Annotated in this window: 14 protein-coding genes; 10 read left to right on the top strand and 4 right to left on the bottom strand. The window is 64.0% G+C overall.

The features are described from left to right. Positions 1-209: 209 nt before the first annotated feature. Positions 210-2876 (bottom strand): M1 family metallopeptidase, encoded by a 2667-nt coding sequence (locus GTP27_RS08110; RefSeq protein ID WP_161038669.1) that lies wholly within the window; start codon positions 2874-2876, stop codon positions 210-212. 269 nt (positions 2877-3145) lie between these two features. Here GTP27_RS08110 and GTP27_RS08105 point away from each other — a divergent pair, with 269 nt between their 5' ends. The 5 genes from GTP27_RS08105 to recD are packed head-to-tail and all read left to right on the top strand — an operon-like array spanning position 3146 to position 15989. After that, positions 3146-3772 (top strand): glutathione S-transferase family protein, encoded by a 627-nt coding sequence (locus GTP27_RS08105; RefSeq protein ID WP_161038668.1) that lies wholly within the window; start codon positions 3146-3148, stop codon positions 3770-3772. 22 nt (positions 3773-3794) lie between these two features. After that, positions 3795-6830: a CHASE domain-containing hybrid sensor histidine kinase/response regulator family protein gene (locus tag GTP27_RS08100; RefSeq protein WP_161038667.1), complete on the top strand. Its 3036-nt coding sequence runs from the start codon at positions 3795-3797 to the stop codon at positions 6828-6830. Positions 6831-6866: 36 nt separating this feature from the next. Next, complete coding sequence (gene recC, locus GTP27_RS08095) at positions 6867-10262, top strand: exodeoxyribonuclease V subunit gamma (RefSeq protein WP_161038666.1); 3396 nt, start codon at positions 6867-6869, stop codon at positions 10260-10262. Next, complete coding sequence (gene recB / locus GTP27_RS08090) at positions 10259-14020, top strand: exodeoxyribonuclease V subunit beta (protein WP_161038665.1); 3762 nt, start codon at positions 10259-10261, stop codon at positions 14018-14020. Before recC ends, recB begins: the two co-directional genes overlap by 4 nt. After that, positions 14013-15989 carry an exodeoxyribonuclease V subunit alpha gene (gene recD / locus GTP27_RS08085; RefSeq protein WP_229633534.1) on the top strand — a complete coding sequence of 659 codons (1977 nt, stop codon included), beginning with the start codon at positions 14013-14015 and terminating at the stop codon, positions 15987-15989. The genes recB and recD overlap by 8 nt, the downstream gene beginning before the upstream one ends. On the opposite strand, the gene GTP27_RS08080 is transcribed toward recD, so the two are convergent. Next, the gene (locus tag GTP27_RS08080; RefSeq protein WP_161038663.1) at positions 15990-16862 is read right to left on the bottom strand and encodes a serine hydrolase; all 873 of its coding nucleotides are present in this window, start codon (positions 16860-16862) and stop codon (positions 15990-15992) included. A 321-nt stretch (positions 16863-17183) separates the two neighbouring features. After that, a complete protein-coding gene (locus GTP27_RS08075; RefSeq protein WP_161038662.1) occupies positions 17184-18206 on the bottom strand; it encodes a sulfate ABC transporter substrate-binding protein in 1023 nt (340 codons plus the stop codon). A 286-nt stretch (positions 18207-18492) separates the two neighbouring features. On the opposite strand from GTP27_RS08075, the gene GTP27_RS08070 reads away from it, so the two are divergent. Further along, a complete protein-coding gene (locus GTP27_RS08070; RefSeq protein WP_161038661.1) occupies positions 18493-19029 on the top strand; it encodes a GNAT family N-acetyltransferase in 537 nt (178 codons plus the stop codon). A 6-nt stretch (positions 19030-19035) separates the two neighbouring features. Here the strand turns inward: GTP27_RS08070 and GTP27_RS08065 are convergent, their stop codons facing one another. After that, complete coding sequence (locus tag GTP27_RS08065) at positions 19036-19833, bottom strand: class II glutamine amidotransferase (protein ID WP_161038660.1); 798 nt, start codon at positions 19831-19833, stop codon at positions 19036-19038. A 155-nt stretch (positions 19834-19988) separates the two neighbouring features. Here GTP27_RS08065 and GTP27_RS08060 point away from each other — a divergent pair, with 155 nt between their 5' ends. The 4 genes from GTP27_RS08060 (at position 19989) to GTP27_RS08045 (ending at position 22924) form a co-directional block, all read left to right on the top strand. Beyond that, complete coding sequence (locus GTP27_RS08060; protein WP_161038659.1) at positions 19989-20816, top strand: EAL domain-containing protein; 828 nt, start codon at positions 19989-19991, stop codon at positions 20814-20816. A 270-nt stretch (positions 20817-21086) separates the two neighbouring features. Further along, positions 21087-21656 (top strand): YcbK family protein, encoded by a 570-nt coding sequence (locus GTP27_RS08055; RefSeq protein ID WP_161038796.1) that lies wholly within the window; start codon positions 21087-21089, stop codon positions 21654-21656. Positions 21657-21698: 42 nt separating this feature from the next. Next, positions 21699-22106, top strand: coding sequence for a hypothetical protein (locus tag GTP27_RS08050; RefSeq protein ID WP_161038658.1), 408 nt, complete (start codon positions 21699-21701; stop codon positions 22104-22106). A gap of 20 nt (positions 22107-22126) precedes the next feature. Then, positions 22127-22924 carry a transporter substrate-binding domain-containing protein gene (locus GTP27_RS08045; RefSeq protein ID WP_161038657.1) on the top strand — a complete coding sequence of 266 codons (798 nt, stop codon included), beginning with the start codon at positions 22127-22129 and terminating at the stop codon, positions 22922-22924. Position 22925: the final 1 nt, after the last annotated feature.

Raw genomic sequence — 22925 nt, 5'->3', positions numbered from 1 at the left:
AGCCTAACTGCCCGATTCGCTGGCAAAGTGTGACCTGTAGCGCGCGGCATGAGCCCTGCGCCCGGTTGCCGGACCCGCAAAGCCCGGCACAAATTCTGTCCTGGCGGCCTGCTCGCCGCCGGACGCGGAACATCCCCACGCCTTCGAGCGTTTTACAACCAGCATCATCACGCGATGACGCTGGTTTTTTTTTGCCTGTGCCGGACGTGTTACTGCTGCCTGGCCAGCCATGCGTCGATTTCAGGGATGCGCGTAGCGCGCACCTTGAGGCGGTACTGGATGGCGGCGATGGCCATATTGGTATCGCCTTGCGCTTGCGCTGACAGATACTTGCCGGCATAGGCACGCAGCTTGTCTATCATGGCCGGATCTGCCGAGCGGCCGCCAAGGCGGGCGAAATAGCGGCTGCGCGCACTGGCATCGACCTTCTTCTCGAATTCGGCATAGTGCGCCAGCGCGTAGTCGTAAGCCATATCGGGATGGTTGCCCGCAACGTGGCCGACGATGGCCGCACTGGTGGTGACGCCGCCTTCGTCCGCCAGTGCCAGTTCCAGTGCGCGCTGGGCCAGTGCCGCGTCCTTGGCCATGCCCAGCAGGCCATACAGCTCGGCCTTGATCATCGGGGTCGGCTCGTCCATGGCAGCCTTGTGCAGCTGATCCCAGGTGGCGCCATCGGCATTTTCCGCCAGCACGGCCAGTATCGGACGGCGCAGTTCGGCCGGCAGGGCACGCGCATCGTGGCCTACTGCGGCAAAGCGGCGCTGCGCTTCGGCGATGACAGCCTGGTCGCCCATGGCGCCCAGTGCCTGCACCAGCGATTCGCGCAGATTGGCCACGGCCGGGCTTTCGCCGCGCTGTGCTTGCCAGCCGATGCGGGCCAGCACGGGCGCCAGCCGCTGCCGGCCATAGCGTTCCAGTACGGCGCGCTGTTGCGGCTTGCCCTGATAGAGTCCATGCAGGTCCTGCAGGGTGCCGATAATGCGGCCCCAGACTTGCGGCGCGGCGTCGGGCGCGGCCCTGCTGGACAGTTCCAGTGCGCTGCTCGCTGGCATCAGGCCGACCATGCCGAGTGCACGGGTGTCGCCGAGCAGGCCTAACTGGTCGATGGTCGCAAGCTGGCCGAACTGGCTGGTTAGTCTGGCGAAGGCGTCGGGAGCGTACAGCGTGCGGTAGTAGCCGGTCTGGCCGGCGTTGACCAGTACGGCGCCGCAGCCGGGCAGGGTGATGCTGGCTTTGCCGCCGCTCACCAGCGCACGTACGGGGGCGCCGCCCACCGTCTGGGCGATCACGGGTACGCGCCAGCTCAGCGGTTTCTTGTCCGGCTGGTCTTTGCTGAACTGGTCCTGCGTCAGGGTGACACGGGTCTGGCCCTTGCTGCAGCTGGCTGCCGCAACGCGGATCATCGGCACGCCGGGCTGCAGGGTGAAATCGTGGGCAATCGCGGTGACCGGCTTGTGGGCGGCGGTTTCTACAGCGCGCCACAGGTCGTCGGACACCGTGTTGCCGTATTTATGTTTGGCCATGTAGTGGCGCACGCCGTTGCGCCACGCCTGTTCGCCCACATAATCCTCCAGCATGCGGATGACGGCTTCGCCTTTCTGGTAAGTGATGCTGTCGAAGGCCTGGCTAGCCTGTTCCACCGTAGCGATTTTCTGTACCACAGGGTGGGTGGTGACCAGCGCATCCTGGCCCATGGCCTGTTCGCGCGTGTCGACCGCGCGCAGATTCCACTGCCATTCCGGATGCAGGCGGTGGGTGGTGCGCGATTCCATCCACGAAGCGAAGCCTTCGTTCAGCCACAGGTCGTCCCACCATGCCATGGTGACCAGATCGCCGAACCACTGGTGTGCCATCTCGTGGGCGGCGACGAGGAAGGAAGTCTGCTCGTCGTCCTGGGTAGCGATGCGCGGATCGAGCAGGATGGCATTCTCGAAGGTGAAGATGGCGCCCCAGTTTTCCATCGCGCTGAAGGACTGGCTGCTGCCCGGCGCGGCGATGTTGTCCAGTTTAGGCAGCGGATAGCGCACGCCGAAGTAGTCGTTGTACTCTTTCAGCACGGCCAGTGAAGAATCGAGCGCGAACTGGCCCTGTTCCGCCATGCCATTCTGGGTAATCACGCCCAGCTCCGTGCCTTGCGCTACTTTGCTGGCGCGGTCGAATTCGCCCATGGCGAAGAACAGCAGATAGGTGGACATTTTCGGCGAGGTGGCGAAGCGTACCAGCTGGCGGCCATCGGCCAGCGTGCTGGTGCTGCTGACCGGCATATTCGATACGGCCAGCTGACCGGCCGGGATGGTGGCTTCCAGCGCGAAGGTGGCTTTGTAGCTAGGCTCGTCCCACGATGGAATCATGGCGCGGGCATCGGAATTCTCGAACTGGGTGTACAGCGCGCGTTTTTTGGCGCCGCCGTTTTCATAGTCGAGCGCAAACAGGCCGCTGGCCTGGCTGCTGATCTTGCCGTCGTAATCGAGCTTGAGCTGATAGCTGCCCCGGGCCAGCGTGCGGGGGAAGTGCAGGGTCACGGTCTGTTTGTCGGCATCGACGCTGATGTGATCGGCGGCCAGTACCGGCTGGCCCGGCCCGGCGCTGATCGCCGCGCTACGGAAGCTCAGCTCGGCCGCATGCAGGGTCAGGCTGTCGCTGGCCTGCACCACGTCCAGCGCAATGACCACGCTGCCACTGAATGTACGCCGCGCCGCATCGGGCACCAGCGAAACGGCATAGTGACTGGGGACGGCGTTGCGCGGGAGCTGGCTGGTGACGCTAGCGGGCAGCGGCGCGGCGGTCTGGGCGGATGCGGCCAGCGTGGTGGCTGGCAGCGTGGCGCTGAGGCCCAGTGCCAGTGTAACGGCCAGCGAAATCAGTGTGCGTTGCATGGATATCCTTGTAGAGAGTGAGCCGGTAGGCTGACGAACGGTACGGACGGCTTCGTGAGCCAAGGCTGGAATCTAAGTGGATCTGGTCATAATGTCAATCTTGTTGGCGTGGGACCATACGCCAGCAATGCCATCGCAGGCCGAATCCGGCGTATGATGCGCTACGCAGCGCCACGGCCACCATGGCTGGCATTTCGATAGTCTGCAGCGGTGCTGCGGCGGGTTCCGGCCCGCACGGCAGGCTGTATTCCGAACCAGGGGAGTGATAGATGAAACTGTATTCCGCGCCACGTGCGCCCAATCCGCGCCGGGTAGTGATGTTCATGGCTGAAAAAGGCATTACCGGTGTCGAGATGGTTTCTTTCGATCTGCTGCAGGGACTGCAGCGGGGCAGCGAATTCCTGCAGAAGAATCCGTTCGGGCGGGTGCCAGCGCTGGAACTCGATGATGGCCGCATACTGACGGAAACCCGTGCCATCTGCAGCTGGCTGGAAGGACTGGTGGCGGAACCGAATCTGATGGGCGAGGGCTACGACGAACACGCTTTTATCGAAATGGCGGACCGGCGGGTGGAACTGCATCTGCTGAGCGGCATTGCGGATTGCGCGCGTCACACCCATCCGGCGCTGGCGCCGCTGGAGCGGCCGCAGTTTCCCGAATATGGTGCTGCGCAGGGCGAGAAGATGCGCGCCACGGCGCGCTGGCTGGACCAGCAGCTGGCGCAGCAGCCGTTTATCGCGGGCCAGCGCTTTACCATCGCCGATATCACCGCGTTCTGCGCGCTGGAATTTGGTCGCGGTCTGCTCAAATTCCGTCCGGGCGAGGAAGGCATGGCGCATCTGCAGGCTTGGCGTGACCGGATAGCGGCGCGCCCGAGCGCACAGGCGCAGTACTGATTAGCTGGGGCAGTATCAGCTCATGTTCAAGGATGCCAATGCCAGCAGGTTGAGGCCTGGTCAGCGTGGACTGATCTGGCTGGGCGGCTTCGTGCTGGCTAGCCTGATCGGTGCTGCGCTGTATGGTTCGGCAGCCAGCACGGTGGATGCCAATGCGGCGCTGCGCTTCGATAATCTGGCGCGCAATACCCAGTACGGGATTGCCGCCCGCATCAAATCGTATTCCGATATCACGCGCGGACTGGTGTCGCTGTTCCAGACCGGGCCGCAGATCAGCCGCATGCAGTTCCACCAGTATGTGGCCAATCTTGAAATCCCGCGCTATTTTCCCGCGATCGAAGCGCTGAACTGGGCGCCGCAGATCAGCGATGCCCAGCGGGCCGGCTTTGTAGCTGCAGTCAGGGCCGACACCAGTCTGGATGCGCGCGGCTATCCGGACTTCGATATCCGGCCCGCCGGCAGGCGCGAGCTGTACATGCCGCTGACCTATCTGGAGCCTGCCCTGATTCTGCGCGAGAAGCTGGGGGTGGACGTGATTGCCGATCCGGCGGTAGCGCGGGTGGTGATGGCGGCGCGCGACAGCGGCCAGGTGATGGCTTCGGGCCAGCCCGTCATGGTGCATCACCCTTTGCCGCATATCGGCATGGGCATACGCTTGCCGGTGTACCGGCCCGGCATGCCGCTAGCCGATGTGGCGCAGCGCCGTGCGGCCTATCAGGGGTCGGTGGGGGTGGGTTTCAGCGTGCCGCGCCTGCTGCAAGGCGCCATAGATGAAATGGCGGTGCGCCAGCTGCATCTGGTGCTGTACGCCGATGCCAGCCGCGAGCCGGAACTGCGGCGGCTGGAACTGGAGGCGGCCGATCATGTGCTGTTTAACGACGATGGCAGCCTGCATGCGCGGCGCGATCTGCTGGGCCAGCATGACCAGCATTTTGTGACGGTGCTGCCGATCGATTTCCATGGCAGCCTGTGGAAAGCCCAGTTCTTCGTGCGCAAGGACCAGTTGCTGACGCCGTTCGACCGTGCCTTGCCATGGGTGGCCGGCATCACCGGCTTTTCCGGTACGGTGCTGCTGTACAGCTATGTGCTGGTGCTGTATTCCTCGCGCCGCCGCGCCATCAAGCAGCGCCTGCTGCTCGACACGGTGCTCGATAACGTTGATGCTCACGTGTACATGAAGGACGTCCGGCGCCGCTTCATCTATGTCAACGCGCGCATGGCCGAAGCCATGGGCATGACGGTCGACCAGATGATAGGCAAGGCAGATCGGGAGCTGATGCCGCCTGACGTGGCAGACGAAGCCTGGGATCAGGAGCGGCTGGTATTTGTCGACCGCAATACCCGCAGCGGCGAAGTGCATCAGGTCGATGCCGACGGCGGCGCCCATTATCGCTGGACCATCAAGGCGCCGGTAGTGATAGACCGCAGCGTGACGGCGGTGATCGGCCTGTCGACCGATGTGACGGAGCTGCATGACCTGAAAGAGCGGGCCGATACGGCCAATCAGGCCAAGAGCGAGTTCCTGTCGAATATGAGCCATGAAATCCGCACGCCGATGAACAGTATTATCGGCATGGCCCATCTGGCGCTGAAATCCGTGAGCGATCCCAAGCAGCGCGATTATCTGGAAAAGATTTTCCACTCGGGCCGCCATCTGCTGGGCATCATCAACGATATACTCGATTTTTCCAAGATCGAGGCAGGCAAGATGGAGCTGGAAGTGCTGGACTTCTCGCTCGATGCGCTGCTTGATAATGTGGTCAGCCAGCTAGGCGAAAGCGCGGCTGCACGCGGGCTGGCACTGGAAGTGGTGGTGGCCGAAGGCATGCCCTGCCAGCTGCGCGGCGATCCGCTGCGGCTGGAGCAGGTGCTGCTCAACTTCACCAGCAATGCCATCAAGTTTTCCGAGCAGGGCACGGTGCAGATCCGTGCCAGCCTGCGGGGCGCCTGCGAAGACGGGCTGGAAGTGTGCTTCGAGGTGGCGGATCAGGGCATAGGCATGACGCCGGCCCAGCTGGAACAGCTATTCCAGTCCTTCCATCAGGCCGACACCTCGACCACGCGGCGCTATGGCGGCACCGGGCTGGGGCTGGTGATCAGCAAGCAGCTGGCCGAACTGATGGGCGGCAGGGTCGGCGTCGATAGCCGCGCTGGCGCCGGCAGTACCTTCTGGTTTACGGCGCGGCTGGCCTGTGCCAGCAGCCTGCTCCAGCAGAGCGACGACATGGTGCAGGCCGAAGTGCTGGACAGCATACGCGGCAGCGCCATTCTGCTGGTGGAAGACAATGTATTCAGCCAGCAGGTAGGACGCGAACTGCTGGAAGATGCGGGCGCCACGGTGTGCGTGGCCAACAACGGCAAGGAAGCCATCGACCTGCTGCTCAAGGAGTGCTTCGACTGCGTGCTGATGGACGTGCAGATGCCGGTGATGGATGGCTACGAGGCCACCCGTCTGATCCGCGCCCATCCCAAGCTAAGCGATACCCTGATTATTGCCATGACGGCCAACGCCGGTATGGTCGATCAGGAACGCTGTCTGGCAGCGGGCATGGATGAATTCATTTCCAAGCCGGTGGCGCCTACGCTGCTGTTCAATATGCTGGCGCGCTGGATGCGGCAGCGCCCTGCGGGCGGTAGAGCGGCACCAGTGCCGTCCTACTACGCGCTGCCGGCCAGCCAGCCCGGCCTGACCGAAGACGTGCTGGCCCAGCCCATGTTCGACCTGACCGTGCTGGCGCAGACTTTCGGCCACCGTGGCGACAAGATGCACAAGTTTGCGCTGCTCTTCCTTGATGCCGCCCGCGATGGCCTGGGCGAACTCGATGCGGCGCTGGCGCAGAACGATAGCGCCCAGCTGGCGGAACTGGGACACCGCATCAAATCGTCGGCACGGGCAGTCGGGGCCATGCGCTTCGGCGCGCTATGCCTCGAACTGGAGCAGCTGCGCCATCAGGCTGACCTGGTCCTGGCGCGCCAGCTAGTCCAGCAGCTGCATGCCATGCTGGCCCAGCTGGAGACCCTGATGACGCAGGAACTGCTGGCTTACTCGGAAGGCTAGAGCGATAATACTAGCTCCTTCTCCCTGACGAGCCCTATGGACGCAAGCGTAAGCCCCGGACTGATAGTTTTGCATGGTAACCAGCTGGAAATGCTGCGCAGCGCCGTGTTCCAGTGGCTGCGGGGCCATCCGCTCGGTGCGCTGGAAAGCGAAGTATTTCTGGTGCAGTCCAACGGCGTGGCGGAATGGCTGAAAATCGCCCTGGCCGAAGAGCTGGGCGTCTGTGCGGCCACGCGGGTGGCACTGCCGGCCCGTTTTCTGTGGGAGACCTACCGCGGCATGCTGGGGCAGGAACAGGTGCCTACTATCTCCGCCTTCGATAAAGGCCCGCTGACCTGGCGCCTGATGCGATTGCTGCCCACCTTGCTGGCGGATCCCGTATTCGCTCCGCTGCGGCATTTTCTGGCCGATGGCGCGCCCGAACGCCGCTTGCAGCTGGCCGAACGGCTGGCCGATCTGTACGACCAGTACCAGGTCTACCGTGCCGACTGGCTCGATGACTGGGCCCACGGACGCGACCAGCTGCGCAAGGCTGGCGGCGAAGTGCTGGCGCTGAACGGCGAGCAGCGCTGGCAGGCGCAGTTATGGCGCGCCGTGATTGCCGATGTAGACCCGGACCAGCGCGAGCTGGGCCGCGCCACCATCCACACCGAATTCGTGCGCGCCGCCGCAGCGGGCGAGGCGCCGCTGGGGCAGCTGCCGCGCCGCATCGTCGTCTTCGGCGTATCGGCCCTGCCATTCCAGACCCTGCAGGCACTGGCGGCGCTGTCCGGCTATACCCAGGTGCTGCTGGCCGTGCCCAATCCTTGCCAGTTCTACTGGGGCGACATTATCGAAGGGCGCGAGCTGCTGCGCGCTGCGCATAGACGCCAGCAGCCGCGCAACGGCCATGATCTGGGCGCGCTGCCGCTGGAGCAGCTGCATGCGCACAGCCATCCGCTGCTGGCCAGCTGGGGCAGGCAGGGGCGCGATTTCATCCGCCTGCTCGACGAATTCGATACGGCCAGTGCCAGCCTGAACGATGGCGCTGGCCAGCCCCTGCGCGTCGATCTGTTCAGCGATGGTGCCGGCGCGACCCTGCTGGCGCAGATCCAGGCCGCCATACGCGATCTGCTGCCGCTGGCCGAACATCCTGGCGTGCCGCCGCCGGCCAGCGACCGCTCCGTCGAATTCCATGTAGCGCACAGCGTGCAGCGTGAAGTGGAAGTGCTGCACGACCAGCTGCTGGCCATGCTGGCGCAAGATAGCAGCCTGCGTCCGCGCGATGTGGTGGTAATGGTGCCCGATATCGACACTTTCACGGCCGCCATCCACGCCGTATTCGCCCAGTACCGGCGCAGCGATGCGCGCTATATTCCGTTCGAAATCGGCGACGTCAACGACCGCAGCGTCAATCCCCTGCTGGTGGCGCTGGAATGGCTGCTACGCCTGCCGCAGCAGCGCTGCCGCCAGAGCGAAGTGCGCGATCTGCTCGACGTGCCGGCGGTGGCTAGCCGCTTTGGCCTCGATGGCGACGACATGGCCACACTGGGCCTGTGGATAGAAGGCGTGGGGGTGCGCTGGGGACTGGATCCGGCCCATCGCAGCGGGCTGGGGCTGGGCGCCGCCGGCGAGCAGAATTCATGGCTGTTCGGCGTGCGCCGCATGCTGCTAGGCTATGCCAGCGGCCAGGGCGCAGCGTTCGGCGGCATCGAACCTTATGGCGAAGTGGGCGGGCTCGATGCGGCGCTGGCCGGTTCGCTGGCCCAGCTGGTGACAGCACTGCTGCACTGGCGCGAAGTGCTGGCGCAGGAACGCACGCCCGCTGAATGGGGCATGCAGGCGCGTGCACTGCTGGCCGCATTCTTCGACGGTCGCGAAGAGGGCGACCGCCTGACGCTGGCCCAGCTGGACGAAGCGCTGGGGCGCTGGCTCGATACCTGCGACAACGCCGGTTTCGTCGAAGCCGTCCCGCTGGCCGTGCTGCGCGAGGCGTGGCTGGGCCTGCTCGATGAGCCGACCCTGAACCACCAGTTTGTCTCCGGTGGCGTCACCTTCTGCACGCTGATGCCTATGCGTGCCGTGCCGTTCCGCGTGGTCTGCCTGCTGGGCATGAACGATGGCGATTTCCCGCGCCGCGCGCCGCGCGCCGACTTCGATTTGCTGGCACTGGCCGGCATGGCCCGGCCCGGCGACCGTTCGCGCCGCGACGATGACCGCTACCTGATGCTGGAAGCCGTGCTGGCGGCGCGCGACAAGCTGTACATCAGCTGGGTAGGCCGCAATGTGCGCGACAACTCGGCCCAGCCGCCGTCCGTGCTGGTGGCGCAGTTGTGCGATTATCTGCGCGCGGGCTGGCAGATCGAACTGGCGCAACTGACCACCGAACATGCGCTGCAGCCGTTCAGCCGGCGCTATTTCGAGGCCGGTGGTTTGCTGACCTATGCCCGTGAATGGCGCGAGGCGCACGGTGAACAGGAACTGGCCGCAGCGGCGGCATTGCCTCCCTACGAAATCGATCCCGCTTACCGCCTGAAGCTGGCCGATCTGGTCAACTTCATGCGTCAGCCGGCGCGCTACTTCTTCCGCCAGCGGCTGGGCGTGGTGTTTGGCGAGGCGGCACAGGTGGGGGAGGACGAAGAGCCGTTCGCGCTGGATGGACTGGAGCGCTACCAGCTGGAAGACCAGTTGCTGGAAGACGTGGGCGAAGATGAAATGCTGGACCAGGTGGCGCAGCAGCTGACCCGGCGCGCGGCCAGGCTGGCCCGCGAAGGGCGCTTGCCGATAGGGCTGATCGGCCAGCAGTACCAGCAGCAGCTGGTTGCAGGGCTGGTACCGGTGCGCAGCGCATGGCTGCAGTTGCGCCAGCATTATCCGCATCCCGCTGGCAAAGTGGCGGTAAGCTTCCAGCTGGCTGGCCTGCAGCTGGATGACTGGGTAGACCAGTTGCGCAGCGATGGCGTCAGCACCGTGTGGCTGGGGCAGATTTCGTCCAAGGTGCTGAACAAGCAGGGCGCCGTCAGGGCGGAAAAGCTGATGGAAATCTGGCTGCGCCAGCTGGCTCTGGCGGCTAACGGCACGCCGGTCACGGCGCACCTGATTGCGCGCGACGTGCACGTGCGGATGCGGCCGGTGGAGCAGGATGGCGCGCGCGCCGCGCTGGAACAGCTGGTGGCGCTGTGGCGCGAGAATATGGACCAGCCTTTGCCGACTGCCTGCAAGACGGCGCTGGCCCTGCTGCAGGAGGGCGACCCGCGCGCCACTTACGACGGCGGCTACGAACTGCAGGGCGAAGTCGATGATCTGTGTCTGGCCCGCTTGTGGCCCGAGTATGCCGTGCTACAGGCGCAGCCCGGCTTTGCCGAGGTGGCCGAACGGCTGTATGCGCCGCTGCTCAAGTGGCTGGGCGAGGCGGTCAGTTTTAATCCTCTGGAGCAGGAAGGTGCAGCATGACTAGCAGCGCACTCCCATCTATTCCGTTACGGGCACTGGTATTCCCGCTGCATGGCTCGCGGCTGATCGAAGCCAGTGCCGGTACCGGCAAAACCTGGACCATCGCTGCGCTGTACGTGCGGCTGGTGCTGGGCCACGGCGGCGAACATGGCTACCAGCGCCCCTTGCTGCCGGCGGAAATTCTGGTGATGACTTTTACCCGTGCGGCCACGCGCGAGCTGTCCAACCGCGTGCGCGAACGGCTGGTGGAAGCGGCGGCGTATTTCCGCGCCTATGCCGGCATGGGGCTGGGCGGCAAACGCGATGAGTATCTGGACGAAATCCTGCTGTCCTATCCGGACACCACAGCCCAGCAGCAGGCGGCGCACCGGCTGATGCTGGCAGCGGAGAGCATGGACGAAGCGGCCATTTTTACCATCGATGCATGGTGCCAGCGCATGCTGCGCGAGCATGCGTTCGATAGCGGCAGCCTGTTCGATGAGGAATTGCTTAGCGACGAACAGACGCTGTACGAGGACGCCGCCCATGATTACTGGCGCCAGCAGGTGTATCCACTCAATGCCGCCGGTCTGCAGCCCTTGCTGCAATGCTGGCCCAACGTGGGCGCGCTGAAAAGCAGCGTGCGCGAACTGACGCGGCGGGCCGACCTGATAGGCGCCAGCCGTGCCGCCGGCTGCAGCGATGCTCCGCTAGGGACGCTGATCGCCCAGTTACAGAAACAGCAGCAGGACACGGTACGCCAGCTCAAACAGGGCTGGGATGAACGTATTGCCGCCATGGAGCAATGGATCAACCAGCAGCGCGCTGCAACGCCCAAGTGCTTCAACGGCACCAAGATGAAGGCGGAGAGCGTGGCGGGCTGGTTCGACAGCCTGCGCGCATGGGTGGCCGATCCGCTGGCTACCCATCCCGACCTCAAGGATACGGCGTGGCGCCGCCTGAGCGCCGATGGCATTAGCGACGCCTTTGCCAAAGGCTACAGCGCCGAGGTACCGCAGCACTTCGATGCGGTGGTCACGCTGAAAGCGGCACTGGACCAGCTGGAGCCGCTGTCGTTTGCGCTGTACCGCCATGCGGTCGGCGTGATCGCGGGCCGCATGGCGGTACTCAAGCAGCGCAACCGCCAGTTCGGCTTTGCCGATATGCTGGACCGCCTCAACGCGGCGCTGCAGGGCGAGAACGGCGCTGCGCTACGCCAGCGCATCATCAGCCAGTATCCGGTCGCGCTGGTGGACGAGTTTCAGGATACGGCGCCCAACCAGTACCAGATTTTCAACCAGCTGTACCGCGTGGCCGATAACGATGCAGCCACCGGTCTGTTCCTGATCGGCGACCCCAAACAGTCGATTTACGGCTTCCGCGGCGCCGACATCCACAGCTATCTGTCGGCGCGCGCTGCCACGGCAGGGCGGCATTACCAGCTCGGCACCAACTATCGCTCCACCCAGGCTGTGGTGGCAGCGGTCAATCATCTGTTCCTGCATGCCGAGCAGACGGCAGGCGGCAGCGGTTTTGCGCGTGGCGCGTTCCGCTTTCGCGATCTGGCCAGCGGCGACAATCCGCTGCCGTTCGAGGCGGTGGGTGCGCGCGGGCGTGACGAGCAGCTGTGCAACGGCGCGGGCGCGCTGCCTGCACTGGTGCTGGCCTGCAGCCCGAGTCCGCTGAAAGCGGAAGCCTACCGCGAATTCTTTGCCGCGCAGTGTGCCGAGCAGATCGTCAGCCAGCTCAATGATGTAGCCACCGGCTTTGCACGGCCGGATGGCCTACAGCGCTTGCAGCCGGCCGACATTGCGGTGCTGGTGCGCGACCGGCGCGAAGCCACGGCCATCCGCACGGCCCTGCAGCAGCGCGGCGTCGCCAGCGTGTATTTATCCGACAAGGATGCCGTGACGGAGAGCGAAGAAGCGGCCGATGTGCTGCGCTGGCTGTCCGCCGTGGCGAACCCGCTCGATGGCGCGCTGGCGCGGGCCGCTTTTGCCACCGCCACCTGCGGCCTGTCACTGGCCGAACTGGCAAGGCTGTCGTCGGACGAGCTGGCATGGGAAAGCCGGGTGGAGCAGCTGAAAGGCTGGCATACCGTGTGGCAGCGGCAGGGCGTGCTGGCCATGCTGCGCCGTTTCATCCACGATCTCGATCTGCCCGCCACGCTGATCAATCTGCCGGGCGGCGAGCGCCGCCTGACCAATCTGCTGCATCTGGCCGAACTGCTGCAGACGGCCAGCCGCCAGCTCGATGGCGAACAGGCGCTGATCCGCTGGCTGGCCGAACAGATCGAAGGCGGCGAAGCGGGCGGCGACGAGCGCGTGCTGCGGCTGGAAAGCGATGCGGAGCTGGTGCAAGTGATCACCGTGCACAAATCCAAAGGCCTCGAATATCCGCTGGTGTATCTGCCCTTTGCCGTCACGGCGCGCAAGGTGGAGCGGCGCAACCGCAGCTTCTTCGAGTACAGCGACGGGCAGGGCGGCCGGCATATCGACATGGCGCTGACCGACGAGGCACTGGCGCTGATGGAACAGGCGCGCATACAGGAAGATCTGCGCCTGATGTATGTAGCGCTGACCCGTGCACGCCATTACCTGTGGCTGGGCGTGACCGCACTGGCCACGCGCAAGGAAGGCGAGAATACGCTGCATGAATCGGCGCTCGGTTATCTGCTGACGGGGGGCGAGCCGCTGCCGTCCGATCTGATGATGGAACGCTGGCTGCACGCCATCCGGGGCTGCGCCGCCATCAGTGTGCAGACGCTGGCTGGCGCCGCAGACAAAGGCGACGCCGGCCTGACCCGCTTGCAGCGCGTCGAACAGCGTGCCGCGCTGCTGGAGCCGCAGGGATATGCGGCTAGCTTCGAACGCGACTGGTCGGTAGGCAGTTTCAGTTCGCTGGCGCGGCGTACCGGCCCCACGGCCAGTATAGGCGGGACCTTGCCGGTGCCGCGCGACAGCGCGCAGGAGGATTTGCTGCAGGCGGATGTTCCAGTTGCCGCTGGCGGTCTGGCGCAGAAGGTCGATGATGTGGCGTGGCACCGCTTCCCGCGCGGCTCGGTGCCGGGCAACTTCCTGCACGAGCAGCTGGAATGGCTGGCCAGGGAAGGCTTTGCCACGGTAGCGCAGGGCAGCTTTGCCAGCCGGCTGGCGCGGCGTGTAGAGCGTGCTGGCTGGAGCAACCGGCTGCAGGATACCGAGCTGTGGCTGGGCCAGATCGTCGGCACGCCGCTGCCGTATCTGCAGGCCCCGCTCGCCGCCATCCGCCAGCCGCTGCCCGAGATGGAGTTCTGGTTCCCTAGCGAACGGCTCAATACCACGGCGCTCGACCGCCTGTGCGTGCAGCATCTGCTGGGCGGCGTGGCGCGTCCCGCACTGCCTGAACGCGAACTGCATGGCATGCTCAAAGGCTTTGCCGATCTGGTGTTCGAGCATGCAGGGCGCTACTGGGTGCTGGACTATAAATCGAATGCGCTGGGTGGCAACGACGCGGCCTATCACACCCCCGCGCTGGTGGCGGCCATGGCCGAGCACCGCTACGACATACAGGGCGCGATCTATATGCTGGCGTTGCACCGTTTGCTGCAAAGCCGTCTGGGGCGGCGTTACGATCCGGCGCGCCAGCTGGGCGGGGCCGTGTTCATGTTCCTGCGCGGTATCGCCAACGAACAGACGCGCGGCTGCTATCTGATACCCCCCGATCCTGACCTGCTGGATAGTCTCGATCAGTTGCTGCAAGCGCCGGGCGTGGCGCAAGATGAGGAACACCATGCGTAGTAGCAGTTGCCTAGCCCTGTATGCCCAGATCGACCTGCTGACGGAAGCTGGCCATCTGCGCCGTCTGAGCGCAGCGTTCGCCCGCTTCATCGGCAGTCTGGGCATGGAGTCGCCCGCGCTGATGGCGGCCTGTGTGCTGCTGTCCGAGCTGGAAGGGCGCGGCCATAGCTGCATGAAGCTGGCCGACCTGTCCGGCGCCGTGGCCACCCAGCTGGGCTGGCAGCCCGAATGGTGGCGCGACCTGCGCGCGAGCGCTGGCGGCTGGCCGCAGGATGTCGCCGCATGGCGCAAGCTGCTGGCCGCCAGCGAACAGGTGTGGGCCGTGGGCGATCTCGATTTCGACCAGCCACTGGTGCTCGACGGCGAGCGCCTGTACCTGCGCCGCTACTGGCGCGACGAAAAACTGGTGGCGCAGGCGGTGCGTGAGCGCGCGCTGGGCGAAGTAATGGCCGGCGATGCCAGCAGCAGTATCGCCAATATCCGCCACTGGCTCGACAAGCTGTTCTCCCATGCCAGTCGTGGCGGCGGGCCGGACTGGCAGAAAGTGGCCTGCGCAGTGGCCGTGCGCGGCAAGCTGGGCATCATCACCGGTGGTCCCGGTACGGGCAAGACCTATACCGTGGCACGTCTGCTGGCACTGCTGTTTGCCAGCGCCGGCAGCCGGCGCGACAGTCTGCGCGTAGCACTGGCCGCGCCTACCGGCAAGGCTGCAGCGCGGCTGAAGCAATCGATCGACTCGGCACTGGAAGAACTGGACGGCAAAGTAGGCCAGGAGCTGCCGCTGCGCGAACTGGCCAGCCGCATGGGGGCGGCGCGCACCCTGCATAGCCTGCTCGGCGCCCGACCCGATACGCGTGCCTTCCGCCACCATGCAGGCAAGCAGCTGGAGGTCGATGTGCTGATCGTGGACGAAGCGTCGATGATCCACCTCGAAATGATGGCGGCGCTGCTGGCAGCCCTGTCTGCTCACGCCACCCTGATCCTGCTGGGTGACAAGGACCAGCTGGCCTCGGTGGAAGCGGGGGCTGTGCTGGGCGATCTGTGCTTCGATGCGGAGGCGGGCGGCTACCATGCCGAGACGCTTAACTATGTGCTCGATGCCAGCGGCATCAGTATTCCTGCCGAGTATGCGGGCAAGGCTGGCCCGATTGCCCAGCAGACCGTGATGCTGCGCGAGAGCCGCCGCTTCGGCGGTCCTATCGGCGTACTGGCGCTGGCCGTCAATCGCGGTGATGCCGCCGCCACCGTGCAGGTGTTGCGGGCGCCGTCCGAGGGGCGGCTGGCGTGGATGGATCCGGCGCTGCCAGCCGATGCGCTGCAACTGGCAGTGATGGGGCGCGAGGGCGCGCCCGGCGGCTACAGCCACTATCTGCAACTGCTCAAGGCCGGCGCGCCGGCCGAGCAGGGCGAGGCTTATCTGGCGTGGGTAAAAACGCTGATCGCGGCGTTCGAGCGCTTCCGCATTCTGTGTGCGGTGCGCGATGGCGAATGGGGTGTGCACGGCCTGAACCCAACCATCGAACAGCGCCTGCAAAGTGCCGGACTGCTGCGCCGCAATGGCGAGTGGTATGCGGGCCGCCCCGTGATGGTGACGCGCAATGACTACGCCACCGGTGTCTTTAATGGCGATATCGGCCTGACCCTGCCGGATCCGGCAAGGCCGGGCGCCATGCGCGTCTACTTCTCCGATGGCGATGCGGTACGCAGCGTGCTGGCAACGCGACTACGCAACGTCGAGACGGCGTTTGCCATGACGGTGCATAAATCGCAGGGATCGGAATTCGAACACACGGTGCTGGCGCTGCCGCGCGAGAGCAATGGCACGCTGGCGCGTGAACTGGTCTACACCGGCATCACGCGGGCACGCGAGTTTTTCACGCTGCTCACGCCCAACCAGCAGGTGCTGCTGGACGCGATTGCCCAGCGTACCCAGCGCGCCAGTGGCCTGCGCGCGCTGCTACAGGACTGATCAGGCAGCGCGGCGGCGGTGCTTGCTGCTCTTGGCGGCCTTGCGGCTGGTCTTGGCCGATACTTTCATCACTTTAGGCTCGCCGTCCGGGCCGGCGATAAAGCGGCGGATATTCAGTGCGTCCATCATGCGGGCCGAATTGGCTTTGGCATTGAGCAGCACCAGCGTGGCGTTCTTGCCGGCCGATTTGAAGCGCATGATCAGGCAGCGGCCGGCTTCTTCCGTATAGCCGGTCTTGGACAGACCTACATCCCAGCCCTTGGCGCCCACCAGACGGTTGGTGTTGTGGTATTCCACCTCGCGGCCTTTGATCTTGATGACGTCCTTGGTATCGGTGGTGATGCGGCGGATTTCCGGATAGGCCGAAGCGGCGCTGGCCATGCGTACCAGATCGGTCGCGGTGGAGCGGTTGTTGGGCGACAGGCCGGTAGGTTCTTCGATCACGGTCTGGTGCATGCCCAGCGCGCGGATTTTGGCGTTCACCGCAGCCTTGAAGGCCTCCGGACCACCGGGGAAGGTGCGCGCCAGCGAGGCCGCAGCGCGGTTATCGGACGACATCAGCGCCAGTTGCAGCACATCGCGGCGCGACAGTTCGGCACCGACCGGCACGCGCGAGGTGCTGTGCTTGAGGGTGTCCACGTCGATTTTTTCGATGCTGATAGGCGCGTCGAGGTCGGCCTTGGAATCGAGCACCACCATGGCCGTCATCAGCTTGGTGAGCGAAGCGATAGGCACTTGTACGGTGGAGTTCTTTTCCAGCAGCACTTTGCCGGTGTCATCTTCCACCACCAGCACGGACTGCGAGCCCAGCGGCACAGCCAGTGCGGCAGCCGTCACGGAACTCAGTAATACAGCGATAATTTTCTTGAGCATAGTTTGAATATTCGGTTGAATCAGGCGGAATTCGGTGGAGCAGGCCCTGGTCGCCACGGATTGCCTCTATCTGTGCGGCAATACTCTCTCACGCTGGAAGATAACATTAAAGTTCTTTCTCGTCTATTGATTGTAACTGCCGGATTCCACTAGGCTTATTGGCAAATTTGAATAGTTGCAGGCGCAACTCTGTCAGGCGGACCGTAGCTAAGGCCGGCGGAGCGCGCAAAACGAGAAAAAAAAGACCCCGCGACGATGGCGGGGCCTATAAGCGAGGGGTATGCGGTCTGTGCCGGCTAATGCTCCCGGAGAACTGTGCGCTTATTTGCTCTGATAGATGCGGTCGAATTCGGCGCCATCATCAAAGTGTTTCTTTTGAGCAGCTTTCCAGCCGCCAAATACGTCATCCACGGTGAACAGGCTGATCTGGCGGAAATTGGCGTTGTATTTTTTGAACGCGGCTTCCGAACGGGGACGGAAGTAGTGCTTGGCGATCACGTCCTGCGCCTGTTCCGAGTACAGGAAGTTCAGATAGCCGGTAGCCTGCTTGCGCAGATTGCGGCGGTCCACCACCTTGTCCACCACGGCGACAGGCGATTCGGCCAGTATCGAGATGGAGGGATAGACCACCTCGAAGTTGTCGCCGAATTCGGCGCGCACCAGATTTACCTCGTTTTCGAACGTCACCAGCACGTCGCCGATACTGCGCTGGGTGAAGGTGGTGGTGGCGCCACGGCCGCCGGCGTCAAGCACGGGCACGTTTTTGAAGATTTTCGTTACCAGTTCACGCGCCTGGGCTTCATTGCCGCCTTTTTTCAGCACCGAGCCCCATGCTGCCAGATAGGTGTAGCGTCCGTTGCCGGCCGTTTTAGGGTTGGGAATGATGACTTTCACGCCCGGCTTGGCGAGGTCGCTCCAGTCCTTGATATGTTGCGGATTGCCTTTGCGCACCAGGAATACCATGGTGGAGTAGAACGGCGCGGCATTGTTGGGGAATTTCTTGGCCCAGTCCTGCACCACCAGACCGCGCTCGGCCAGCATGTCGATATCGTTGGCCTGATTCATGGTGACCACGGCCGCTTCCATGCCGTCGGCCACGGAACGGGCCTGCTTGGACGAACCGCCGTGCGACTGGTTCACATTGATGGTTTCGCCCGTAGTCTTTTTCCACTCGGCTACGAACAGGGGATTGATGTCCTTGAACAGTTCACGTGCCACGTCATATGAGGCATTGAGCAGCACCGTTTCGGCGGCCTGCGCCGGCATGGACAGGCTGAACAGGCCAGCACTGGCGGCTAGCAGAGCAGTGGTGAACAGGCGGCGGGTAGGCAGGTGCGTGGTCATAAGGGGCTTTCTGATGAACGGACGCTCATAGTGTAAAATTCCGCGCCGAAAAGATACGAATTTTTCGTTATATGCTTATTTTAAGGGAGACGCACGACAGTTCCTCGATTTCCGCATAAGGAATTCCGGAATGATTCGTGGGCAAAAGCAGGGCCAGCTACTAGGCTGTGAAGGGAGTTAGGCTGCGTCCGCAACGACTTTTATCGCTTGGTGTATAGTCGAATCAGGCACTGAAGAAAGCGTTTAAACGCTTCATTTTTGCTAATAGAAATGTTTGTGAGCGTACATGAGTTCTGAAATTCGCAGTCTTGAAGTCCGTCCGGCAGAGGTCAGCGATGCGGTTGCAGCCTGCACCGTGCTGCGGCGTTCCATCGCCGAATGCTGTGTGCAGGACCACCGGCAGGATCCTGCCATTCTGGCCGCATGGCTGGGCAACAAGACGCCTGAAATGGTGGCGAGCTGGTTTGCTTCGCCCACTAATTATTCCGTGGTAGCCGCACAGGATGGCGTGGTGGTGGGCGTAGCCTTGCTGACCGGCGCCGGCAAGCTGGCCCTGTGCTATCTGCTGCCTGAAGTGCGCGGGCAGGGCCTGGGCAAGGCCATGCTGGAGCGGGTGGAGGCGCAGGCTTGCAGCTGGGGCGTGAAAGCCCTGCAACTGCATAGCACGGCCACGGGCGAGGGCTTTTTCGCCCGTTGCGGCTATACCGATGCAGGCAAGGTACGCTCGCCTTATGGCGTCGAGACCGTATTCTTCTGGAAGCAGCTGGACGCCGCCGCCGACGGCAGCAAGCGCAAGCGCTTCTGCAACTGCAATTCCGCCTGAGCGGCGCTAGGCGCAGACCTGTAGCTCCCATTCCTGCTGGCGCACCGGCTGTGCGCCCACTTCCTCGCCCTGCATAAACAGTTTCAGTTCGCCGGCGCCAAAACGCTGCCATGTTTCGTTGCTGGTCAGCGGCTGGGTGGCGATCACCGTCATGCGGTCGTCGTGCCGGTTGTGCTGGCTGAAGTCTATACTGACATCGCAATCGACCAGTTTGGCCACCGAGAACGGATACTGGCGCTGCACCCAGTGCAGCTCGGTGCTGCAATAGGCGAACAGGAATTCCCCGTTCGAGAGCAGGAAGTTAAAAGTGCCGTACACGGCGATGCTGGCCGCCAGCACCTGCAGCATGGCAAATAGCTGGTGGCGCGGCGGCCGGTGTTCATAGCGCAGTGCCAGCTCCGACAGCAGGTGGCAGAACGCCAGCTCGCTATCGGTGTCGCCCCACGGTGCATACAGGCCGGGGCGGGGGCGGAACAGTTTGAGGTCGCCATTATGGGCGAACGACCAGGTCTGGCCCCATAGCTGGCGCGTGAACGGATGGCTGTTTTCCAGCGATACCCGGCCCTGAGTGGCCTTGCGGATATGCGCGATGACATTGCGCGCCTTGATAGGCTGCGCGCTGAGCTGGCGCGCCAGCGCCGATTCGCTGCAGGCCAGTGCATCGGTATAGAGCTGGCAATCGCTGCCATTGTGCAGGGCGATGCCCCAGCCGTCGCGATGTTCGGCGCTACGGCGCGCGAAGCCGGTGAAGGAAAAATCTACCGCGGCAGGCTGTTTGCTGCTCATGGCGAGTAATTGACACATCGTGCTTCCCTAGGCAGTGGCGATGGCTAACGATAGCGCCAGCGCGCCAGCGGCGGAACGAAGCTTTTGGCATATCCATAGCTGAAAGCATTCGTTCAGCTGCAGGCCAGTGCCAGCTAGGCTGTCACTGTTATCAGAGCGTGCCGAGGAGCAGCATGTCATTTCCCGTTTTGCAAGACTATCTGGCCCGCCTATCCGGCGCTGCCGGCAGCACGTCCAGCATCTGGCTCGATCACGAGGGCCGGGCGCAAGGACGCTTCTTCAATTGCACGCTGAGTAGCGCCTTCCATCCCATCCGCGAACTGCGTGGCGGCGGTGTGCAGGCCTATGAAGGACTGGCGCGCAGCGCAGCGGCGCAGGATCAGGGGCTGTCGCTGTGGCGTCTGCTCGACCATGCCGCCAGCGACGATGAATCGATAGAGCTGGACCGCCTGTGCCGTTTGCTGCATGCGATGAACTTCTTCCGGCAGGCGGGCGATGACGGGCAGGATCTGTATCTGAACGTGCATGACCGCCTGCTCAGCGCCGTCAGCAGCAACCATGGCCATGCGTTCCGCCGCATCCTCGATGCGCTGGAACTGCCGCTGGCCAGGGTGGTGCTGCAACTGCCTGCCGCCTCGCCGCAGCAGGGCTGGCTGCTCAACTATGTGGCCGATAATTACCGCCGCAACGGTTTCCGGCTCGCCATCAATGCGGCGGCGCCGAGCGAGGCCTTGCAGATACTGGAGCGCTTGCGGCCGGCCGTGTTCAAGCTCGATGGGCGCGCATGCGCCGATACCGATGCGCTGCTGACGCTGTGCGCGCGCTGCCGCGAGGCGGGCGTGGCGCTGCTGTTCAAGCGGATAGAAACGCCGGCCACGCTGGCAGGCCTGCGCGAACTGTCGGCCACGGCAGGCCTGAACCTGCTGGGGCAGGGCTATCTGCTGGACCAGCCGCGTACCCAGCTGGCGGATCTGGCGCCGCTCAAGGCAGTGGCGGCCTGAACGCAGGTGCGCGCAAGGGCACTATCGGCACGCGCAGAGGTTTTGTATTCCCTCGGCATAGGCTATAGTACCCATATTGCTTTTGACAGGTAGTGTATGGCAACGCGCAGAGATTTTTTACAGCAGAGTTTAGGTGTAGTCGGGGCCGGACTGTGTACCGTGCCGCTGATAGGGTGTGCTGCCCGCAGCGTGGCGCCCCATAGCACCGCGTCCATCAGCAAACCGGCCAGCCATGCGGTGCCCGCTGCCGGCAAGCCGGCCAGCACCAGCATGGCCCGGGCGGCCGAGCAGAGCGCACCTTCCGGTACGGAACTGGCGCCGCCGCCCGATATTTTCGATGCCCAGGCGCTCGATCTGGAGTTCTGGCTGCGCCCGCGCACCATCGAGGTAGTGCGTCCGGCCAGCGGCGAACGGGCCAGGCTGCTGTACTGGCGCGATGGCGAGCTGATCCAGTCGGCCTATCAGGACCTGTGCCACCTGATGCGCGATGTGAATGGCAAGGAAACCATCGCCATCGATCCCAAACTGTTCGAAACGCTGTGGGGCACCCAGGCTTTCGTAGCGCGCTACGGCATCGATACGCCGCTGGAAATCCTGTCCGGCTACCGCACCCCGGCCTCCAACCAGAAGCTGCGCGAGGCGGGCGTGCCGGCGGCGCGCCAGTCGCTGCATATGGAAGGCCGGGCCGCCGATATCCGTCTGGCCAACCTGAATTCCGAAGTGCTGGGCGGGCTGGTGCGCAGCTTCCGTCAGGGCGGTGTGGGCTTCTACTACCGCAGCGGCCCGAAAGGCGGCTGGATCCATACCGATACGGGCCTGAACCGCACGTGGAAAGGCTGAGGCTGGGTTACACTGGCAGCTGCTTTTCAATACAGGAATTCCATGCAAGACCAAACTGACCCGCCCCGTTTCCGCCCTGTGCCCTGGCATGCGCTGGAAACGCCGGCCGATGTCGAACTCTGGATCGCCGAACACAATCTCGCCTTGCAGGAACATGTCGCCCCTAAGGAAACGGGCTACGGCGTGTGCTTTACGCTGGCTGCCGGCGGCGAAGTGTATCTGCAGACCACCGACGGCGCGCTGGTGCTGGACCTGACGCCCGAAGCCGAATGGATAGCGCCGCTGATCATGGCGGCGGCCCAGCTGGACGAAGCGCCGCCGGGCCGGCTGTGGGTGCTGCCGGACGATAAACTCATACAATTGATGCTGGGCTTAAGCAGCCTGATCGCCAGTTCCATACTGGTGGTGGGGCACCGTTTTGGCCGGCCACAGCGCATGTGCGCGTGGTAGATCGCTGACCAAGGAAAACTATGCAAAGACGCGTATTGTCGGTTCGATTGCTGGGCGCCATGCTGGCGCTGCTGGCTCTCACCAGTTTGCCGGCCAGCGCGGCCGACTTGCTGACGACGGTGAAAGCGCGCGGCACGCTGCGGGTGGCGATGGAAGGCACGTATCCGCCGTTTAACTACAAGGACCAGAAGACGGGTGAACTGGCCGGCTACGACGTCGATGTGGCCCGTCTGCTGGGGAAGAAGCTGGGCCTGAAGGTGGAGTTTGTCAGCAGCGAGTGGGCCAGCATCCTGGCCGGTCTGGCCGCTAGCCGCTACGACGTGATCATTTCGCAGGTGGGCATCAACCCCAAGCGCGAGCAGGCATTCGATTTTTCCCAGCCGTATATCTATTCCATGCCGCAGCTGATTGTGCGCAAGGACGAGCAAGCCGTCTATAAAACACTGGCTGACCTCAAGGGCAAAAAACTGGGCGTAGGGCAGGGCAGCGTGTACGAGCAGCAGGCCAGGGCTGTGCCCGGCATCGAGGTGCGCAGCTATCCGGCGGCGCCCGACAATATGGCCGATCTGGCCGCTGGCCGCATCGATGCGGCGCTCAACGATAGCCTGATGTCGGCCTATCTGCTGAAAACTTCGCGGCTGCCTATCAAGGCCGGTGCGCAGGTGGGGGCCGTCGAGCGCATGGGTATCCCGTTCCAGAAAGGTAATCCGCAATTCAAGCAGGCGCTGAATCAGGCGCTGGCCGAAGCGGCGGCCGATGGCAGCCTCAAGGCCATTTCCCTCAAGTGGTTCGGTACTGACGTCAGCAAAGCTCCCTGAG

Origin of the sequence: Duganella qianjiadongensis, from assembly GCF_009857915.1 — a bacterium.
In the GTDB taxonomy this organism is placed as follows: domain Bacteria; phylum Pseudomonadota; class Gammaproteobacteria; order Burkholderiales; family Burkholderiaceae_D; genus Rugamonas; species Rugamonas qianjiadongensis.
The sequence above is the reverse complement of the archived record's forward strand: the minus strand, read 5'-3'. Positions and strand labels throughout refer to the sequence as shown.

Bases quoted from the DNA above. Each gene is read 5' to 3' on its own strand.
- GTP27_RS08110 (WP_161038669.1), bottom strand. From the start codon at position 2,876: ATGCAACGCACACTGATTTCGCTGGCCGTTACACTGGCACTGGGCCTC.
- GTP27_RS08105 (WP_161038668.1), top strand. From the start codon at position 3,146: ATGAAACTGTATTCCGCGCCACGTGCGCCCAATCCGCGCCGGGTAGTG.
- GTP27_RS08100 (WP_161038667.1), top strand. From the start codon at position 3,795: ATGTTCAAGGATGCCAATGCCAGCAGGTTGAGGCCTGGTCAGCGTGGA.
- recC (WP_161038666.1), top strand. From the start codon at position 6,867: ATGGACGCAAGCGTAAGCCCCGGACTGATAGTTTTGCATGGTAACCAG.
- recB (WP_161038665.1), top strand. From the start codon at position 10,259: ATGACTAGCAGCGCACTCCCATCTATTCCGTTACGGGCACTGGTATTC.
- recD (WP_229633534.1), top strand. From the start codon at position 14,013: ATGCGTAGTAGCAGTTGCCTAGCCCTGTATGCCCAGATCGACCTGCTG.
- GTP27_RS08080 (WP_161038663.1), bottom strand. From the start codon at position 16,862: ATGCTCAAGAAAATTATCGCTGTATTACTGAGTTCCGTGACGGCTGCC.
- GTP27_RS08075 (WP_161038662.1), bottom strand. From the start codon at position 18,206: ATGACCACGCACCTGCCTACCCGCCGCCTGTTCACCACTGCTCTGCTA.
- GTP27_RS08070 (WP_161038661.1), top strand. From the start codon at position 18,493: ATGAGTTCTGAAATTCGCAGTCTTGAAGTCCGTCCGGCAGAGGTCAGC.
- GTP27_RS08065 (WP_161038660.1), bottom strand. From the start codon at position 19,833: ATGTGTCAATTACTCGCCATGAGCAGCAAACAGCCTGCCGCGGTAGAT.
- GTP27_RS08060 (WP_161038659.1), top strand. From the start codon at position 19,989: ATGTCATTTCCCGTTTTGCAAGACTATCTGGCCCGCCTATCCGGCGCT.
- GTP27_RS08055 (WP_161038796.1), top strand. From the start codon at position 21,087: ATGGCCCGGGCGGCCGAGCAGAGCGCACCTTCCGGTACGGAACTGGCG.
- GTP27_RS08050 (WP_161038658.1), top strand. From the start codon at position 21,699: ATGCAAGACCAAACTGACCCGCCCCGTTTCCGCCCTGTGCCCTGGCAT.
- GTP27_RS08045 (WP_161038657.1), top strand. From the start codon at position 22,127: ATGCAAAGACGCGTATTGTCGGTTCGATTGCTGGGCGCCATGCTGGCG.